The following is a 6,363-nucleotide window of genomic DNA, read 5'->3' as shown; positions in this document are numbered from 1 at the left end:
ATCTGTTTTGATGTAAACTTTTTAAAATCTCTAATAGTATCTTTTAGTTCAAATGGTTCATTACAGTTAACTATGAGGTGAATGTGGTTCGTCATAATACAATAGGCGTATACATTCAATCCTTTTGATTTTATACAAAAACTCAATGAGTTTATTATTATATCTCGTTGCTCTTTACGGCTAAATATATCAACCCACTCAACAATTGTCATTGTTAAATAGTAGGACTTATTCTCTTTAATAGTATGTTTTACACCTTGTTTGATGCTTAAATATAACTAATTATTAAACAAAACTCTGCTTCTAATTTCCGCAGGGTTGCAAACGCCTGCGGAGCTTTATGCTTAAAATATCAGCTGAATGGATTTGTAGTCCGTTTGAAGTATAACTGTAGGAGGACATATACTCCCCCTACTTACCAAACTTTACCGCCAAAGACGTTGAGATAAAAAACGAAGTATACGGCGACGAAGTCAATACATTAAAGTCGGAGTCTTTATTTTCTAGGTAACGGCCTTCTATTCGCCATGCTACCATTTTATTAGGCGTGTAGTCAATGTTCAATGAAGTTCCCCAAATGCCAACACCGTTTGGATCTGCTTGTGGTAGAATAACTTCCGCTTCAACCGACAAATACTCAGCTCTTATAGCAGTGCTCCATCGATCATTCCATTTGTATTGAGCAATTAGAGTAGGAACGTACCAACTTTCATAACGATCGCTTTCTTTTCTCGCTTGCTCTAATCCGACATCCACCCCAGCTATCATTTTCCATTTTTCAGTCAACTTAAAAGTGCCGTAAAAGTTATTGAAATAGCGCATTCTTCTGGTGGTATCCGGATATTCAGAACCTATAAAAGTGCTCCAATTCAAATTGATTTTTTCTGTCAATTGATAATTGACCTGCGTCCCAAAGGAAGGAATGGAATTGGCTTCCAATCGTTCGATACGTTGCCATCCGTTAGAAATCAATGCGACCAATTCTAATTTAGAAGTAGGGTTGTAAGTTAACTTGGCACCCGTTAAAAAGTAAGGAGAATTCTCCGCAGCCAATGAACGGGTTAAAGTCAAATTGTCCATGGAAATGGCATTTTCAAAACCCAAGTTGGATGGAAATAATCCAGCATCAAGCCACAGGTTGTTCTTTTTATTCAAGCTAATTCCTACGTTGGCCTGATAGACATTTCGAAACACACTGGCTTCGGCAGCGTAATTGTCTTGCGGATAGGTTCCAGATTGCAATCCGAGATTCGCTCGATACTTTTCATGATTCACTTGCACTTCTAATAACCCCAAGTTGATGTTAAACTCATTGTGTCGGTTGTGATTAAAAAGAAAAGGTTGTCGCTTGCTATCAGCAGGTTCATTAAAGTCGTATACATAAAATGCATCTATAAATCCTCCAAAATTGATGGTTGGCTTTTTCGACCAACTGCTGTCGGATTGTGCCTGAGCAGAAGAAATGAATAGAAGAATAATGGCTAAGGTTTTAATGGCTTTCATACGGTCTTATATTTTTTGTGCACTTCCTTCTTCAGTATTGAACAACCATATTGAGCCAGTTAAAGTCGTAGTCATTTCTTTCAATTCGGTAGTCTCTATCGGGAAATTTTCTGCTGCAAGAACCAATAAGATAGAATCGGTTGAGTTAATTTTATCCAACTCTTTTTTCAATTGATTTGAATCAGTGAATTGTTCCAAATCGATGATGGTTAGGTTAGATTTTGGCTGCTCCAATACAAAATTTTTCCCATTCAATACTTGGCTTTTAATCGTCCATTTTGGATTGCATTTTACGATAAAATGACCTAGCGCATTCACTATTTTGTTATTTTGAATTTTATCTACCTCATTCAACTTGGAACCGTCAATCTCAGACAATAACTTTCCAATGTGGTCGATTACCTGACTATTGATCCCTTCATTCTGTTTATTCCGTTGCTTGAAAAAATTCTGTAGGTCTTTAAGTTGATCTTTTGATACGTCTTCCATGCTGTAAAAATAGCTGTTTTTGAAATAGTATACAGCTAGAATAAAATGTCCTTGAAAGAATGAATATCTGTTCATTATATTTGCAGCCCGTCAAGCGGGTAATGAGATGCATCATTTACTTTTAAATCAATTGAATATTGTTTAAAAACACGTCCATTTTATTCGTTTTTACTTTACTTTTTTTTGGAAGTGCAACTGCTCAAAAGAATCAAATCACCACCAATCAATTGTTTGTAGTTTCTACTGATGCACCTCCAAAGGTGGATGGAATTTTAGATGACGAAGCATGGGTGAATCAGCCCGTTGTCTCTGGGTTTTTACAAACCAATCCACACCCTAAGAAGAAGCCAACAGGAGAAACTGAGGTTCGGATGATTTATGACGATCAGGCAGTATACATAGCTGCTCGATTATACGACAATCCCGATAGCATCAATAATTTTTTGACTGAAAGAGACGATATCGGAAACGCCGATTTTTTTATGGTGGTTTTTAATAACTATCAGGATGGTATTAATGGTGATGGCTTTTTGGTAACACCTGCAGGAGTTCAAATTGATACCAAGTATTCTGCTGACGATGAGAGCGTAGCTTGGGATGCCGTTTGGGAATCTGCTACGAATATTGATGATCAAGGATGGACTGTAGAAATGCGTATTCCGTATTCTGCCTTACGATTTCCTGAAGTAGAGCAACAGCAATGGGGAGTGAATTTTGGGCGAGAAATCAGACGAAACCGAGAGCGATCCTATTGGAATTATGTAGATCCTGCTATTGATGGATTGCTTACGCAGACAGGGTTAGTCAATGGAATTGAGAACATAGAGCCACCAGTTCGCTTGTCCTTTTTTCCGTATGCTTCTGCTTATTTGGAGCACAGTTCAGCAGATAATCGCACTTCAGAGTCCATTAATGGTGGGATGGATGTGAAATATGGAATTACGGATGCTTTTACATTAGACATGACGTTAATTCCTGATTTTGGTCAAACTCGATTTGACAATCAGATATTGAACCTATCACAGTTTGAAGTGGAGTTCAACGAAAACCGACAGTTTTTTACGGAAGGATTGGAGCTGTTCAATAAAGCGGGAATCTTTTATTCCAGAAGAGTAGGAGGGCGACCATTGTATGCTAGAAGTATTAACAATGAATTGGAGGTAGATGAAAAGTTAACCGAGATACCCGCGCAGAGCAAATTATTGAATGCGACCAAGGTTTCCGGGCGAAGTAAAAAAGGGTTAGGCATTGGTGTTTTCAATGCGGTCGAGAATCGAGTGTATGCAACTATAGAGGACACCAATCTCAATGTGCAGCGAACTGTCGAAATCAATCCGTTAACCAATTACAACGTATTGGTTTTTGATCAAGTTTTGCGCAAGAATTCTTTCGTGACGTTGACCAATACCAATGTTGCTCGAGAAGGTTCCGCTAGAGATGCGAATGTTTCTCAATTGGATTTTAAATTGGCCAACAAAAAAAACATGTATGCCCTTTCAGGGCAAGCAGGAATGAGCCATGTGCTGAATACTTTTGGTACAAAAAGTGGTTACAAATGGCTGGCCGCAGCTGAAAAAATCAGTGGGAATTTTAAATTTAAACTATCTCAAGAGAATATTACAGACGATTATGACCCGAATGATTTAGGTTTTCTGAACATCAATAATGTCAAGAATTCTTATTTGTTTGCGCGATATGCTCTTTACGAGCCTTTCTCTATATTCAATTCGGCTCGACACGATGTAGAGGTCTTTTATACGCGCTCCTATCGACAAGATCAATTCATGAACTTTGCGTTGAGTTATTTCACCATTTATTCATTGAGGAGTTTTCATGCCATCAGCCTCAATATTGCGGTAGAACCAATAGAAACGAATGATTTTTTTGAAACCCGAACATTCGACCAATCTTATCGGTTCCCGACCAATTTTACTTACGGCGGTTTTTTCTCTAGTGATTACAGTCGACCATTCGCGTTGGATGTGAGCACCTCTCAGCGGGTGTTTGATGAGCAAGGTAGGTACAATACCTATTATGAAATTTCACCTCGTTTCCGTCCCAACGATAAATTGTTTTTTGTGTTGGAGCACAATTGGGGAGTTCGAAACAACGAGATGGGTTTTGTGGCCAATTTGAATGACTCTATCATATTTGGGCGAAGAGATGTGAAGGAGTATGAAAGTTCAGTTACTGGAAATTACATTTTCAACAACCGTATGGCACTCAACTTAACGTTGCGTCACTATTGGTCAACAGCTGTTTATGACCGTTATAATCGAGTAGACCCTAATGATGGAGATCTACTTCCAACGGATTATGAAGGTTTTGTAGAAAGCGGTAAGTCTATTCACGACATTAGTTTCAATGCTTTTAACATCGATTTGGCTTACAATTGGAGATTTGCCCCCGGAAGTGAAATTTCGTTGGTGTGGAAAAATATTATCCTTGAAAATGGAGATCCTTTAGATATCAATTATCTGCAAGATGTTGAGCAGGTATTGAAGTCACCTCAATTAAATAACTTTTCTATCAAAGTGCTTTATTATATTGATTATTTGGACTTAAAGAAAAAGCGGAGCTAGGGAATTACGTGATTATCGTCTTTTTTCTTTTCACTATCAAAGCAACGGTTAAAAGTCCTATTCCAATTCCCATCAAACCGCCATTGATAACGTCTGGAATATTAAAATAATGTGCGATGATTTGACCTATTGCAATCATTAATGCCCCTGAAATGATGAAAGTTTTTGGATTATTTTTCATAGTTAAGGTTTTGTGCTTGAAATTAGTATTTTGTTCTCATAATTTCTACCGATCTTCTAATAATATTTTTTAATACTTTGGTGTCTATTGAATTTAGGTTTTTAATGTAAAGGCAAGATGCGCCTGTTTTATGCTTTCCTAATTGTTCTAGTAAATCTGTATGCTGGTTAAATCCGGAAATGATATAAACACTTAGATTGGCTTTTCTCGATGAAAATCCGGTCAAGATCCAATCTCCTTCTCGGCCACTTTCATATTTATAATGATAGCTTCCGAATCCTACAATTGACTTTTGCCAAATTTTAGGTTGTTCGCCTGTTATCTCCATCATCCATTTGATCAATTCAAGACAGTCTTCTAATCGGTCTTCATTAGAGATGGTAGCCAAGTATTCTTGAACGTCGGAGGGTAGGGTTGATAGTTCTTCCATGGTTGCTAAATTAATTCTTTCCACCAATCGCCATTACTGACTTTTAAATCTTCCATCCAAATGGACTCTCCAATTTTAGGAATGAGAACTTCTATATTCAAGGGTTTAGCGGCCTTTGTCACTCTTGCTACAGGGTCAGTCCAATCGTGGAGTGCTAATGTAAAAGATCCCCAGTGGATAGGCATGATTGTTTTTGCTTTCACATCTACACCTGCTTGTGCTGTTTCTTCGGGCATCATGTGGATTTGAGCCCACTTTTCATTGTATTGTCCACATTCCATCATGGCAAAATCAAAGGGGCCGTATTTATCACCAATGGCTTTAAAATGATCGCCATAACCACTATCTCCACTAAAGAACAAGGTGTCTTCTTTTCCTGTAATGACCCAACTTCCCCATAAAGTGGAATTTCTATTGGTTAGTCCTCTTCCAGAAAAATGACGCGCAGGAGTAAAGGCCAATTGAATGTTTCCCAACTTCGTTTCATCCCACCAATTCATCTCATGAATTCTTTCTGGAGCTACTCACCATGCTTCAAAATGTGCACTTACTCCAAGGGGAACATAAAAAGCCATTGTACGTGATTTTAATTTTTCAATGGTTCCATAGTCCAAGTGATCGTAATGATCATGAGAAATAATTATGGCATCTATGGTTGGTAGTTTTTCTATTTCAATTGGTAACTCTTTAGAATATCGTTTTCCTCCAAGCAAAGGGTGAGGAGCAGGAACATCGCCAAACATTGGATCTAACAAAATGTTTTTCCCTTCTAACTGCAATAGAAAGGCAGAATGGCCAAACCAAATTAGTCGAGTTTTGGCGGTGTTTTCAACTACTTGTAATGAGTCAATTTTAATAATTGGAAGCGCTTTAGTAGGGCGTCCTTTTGGATTTCCTTTAATGAACTCAATCATTGTGCTCACGACCGAATTAAAACTCATGTCCATGGAAGTAGGGATGAGGTTTTCAAATTTCTTATCCTTTGCGTTGTAGTTTTCAGCTTCTGAATAAGCTGCAATTTTTTGTTCTGACGGATTGCCACCAAACTCTTTACTCCAATTGACAAATATTACACCGACTATGGCAATCACCATTATTGTTGATAGAATACTTAAAACCAACATTTTTAGAATTTTCTTCATAGTCAATTAGCAAATCAATAAAGTTAGACCTTAGCA

The 6,363-nt window shown here is 37.7% G+C and carries 6 protein-coding genes and 1 pseudogene; 1 reads left to right on the top strand and 6 read right to left on the bottom strand.

All coding sequences use genetic code 11. The features are described 5' to 3' along the window. The 3 genes from GQN54_RS09420 to GQN54_RS09410 all read right to left on the bottom strand — a co-directional run. The coding region (locus tag GQN54_RS09420) for a transposase (RefSeq protein ID WP_207554867.1) at window positions 1-212 on the bottom strand (212 nt) is incomplete at its 3' end. A 199-nt stretch (window positions 213-411) separates the two neighbouring features. Beyond that, a complete protein-coding gene (locus GQN54_RS09415) occupies window positions 412-1,503 on the bottom strand; it encodes a porin (RefSeq protein WP_160633287.1) in 1,092 nt (363 codons plus the stop codon). A 6-nt stretch (window positions 1,504-1,509) separates the two neighbouring features. Next, on the bottom strand, window positions 1,510-2,067 hold the full coding sequence (locus GQN54_RS09410; protein ID WP_160633286.1) for a hypothetical protein: 558 nt from the start codon (window positions 2,065-2,067) through the stop codon (window positions 1,510-1,512). Between the two features lie 62 nt (window positions 2,068-2,129). Between GQN54_RS09410 and GQN54_RS09405 the strand changes: the two genes are divergently transcribed. Beyond that, window positions 2,130-4,574: a DUF5916 domain-containing protein gene (locus GQN54_RS09405; RefSeq protein ID WP_160633285.1), complete on the top strand. Its 2,445-nt coding sequence runs from the start codon at window positions 2,130-2,132 to the stop codon at window positions 4,572-4,574. 4 nt (window positions 4,575-4,578) lie between these two features. On the opposite strand, the gene GQN54_RS09400 is transcribed toward GQN54_RS09405, so the two are convergent. From GQN54_RS09400 to GQN54_RS09390, 3 genes and pseudogenes are all read right to left on the bottom strand, one after another. Next, window positions 4,579-4,755: a hypothetical protein gene (locus GQN54_RS09400; protein WP_160633284.1), complete on the bottom strand. Its 177-nt coding sequence runs from the start codon at window positions 4,753-4,755 to the stop codon at window positions 4,579-4,581. A gap of 22 nt (window positions 4,756-4,777) precedes the next feature. Further along, the gene (locus GQN54_RS09395) at window positions 4,778-5,185 is read right to left on the bottom strand and encodes a DUF1801 domain-containing protein (protein ID WP_160633283.1); all 408 of its coding nucleotides are present in this window, start codon (window positions 5,183-5,185) and stop codon (window positions 4,778-4,780) included. A 5-nt stretch (window positions 5,186-5,190) separates the two neighbouring features. Beyond that, window positions 5,191-6,099: pseudogene (locus GQN54_RS09390) on the bottom strand (MBL fold metallo-hydrolase). Between the last annotated feature and the right edge of the window lie 264 nt (window positions 6,100-6,363).

This window comes from Acidiluteibacter ferrifornacis (assembly GCF_009909615.1).
Lineage (GTDB): Bacteria > Bacteroidota > Bacteroidia > Flavobacteriales_E > Vicingaceae > Acidiluteibacter > Acidiluteibacter ferrifornacis.
This window is presented reverse-complemented; position numbering and strand designations above follow the sequence as displayed.

Coding starts and splice junctions, on each gene's coding strand:
- GQN54_RS09400 (WP_160633284.1), bottom strand. CDS start 4,755: ATGAAAAATAATCCAAAAACTTTCATCATTTCAGGGGCATTAATGATT.
- GQN54_RS09395 (WP_160633283.1), bottom strand. CDS start 5,185: ATGGAAGAACTATCAACCCTACCCTCCGACGTTCAAGAATACTTGGCT.
- GQN54_RS09410 (WP_160633286.1), bottom strand. CDS start 2,067: ATGAACAGATATTCATTCTTTCAAGGACATTTTATTCTAGCTGTATAC.
- GQN54_RS09415 (WP_160633287.1), bottom strand. CDS start 1,503: ATGAAAGCCATTAAAACCTTAGCCATTATTCTTCTATTCATTTCTTCT.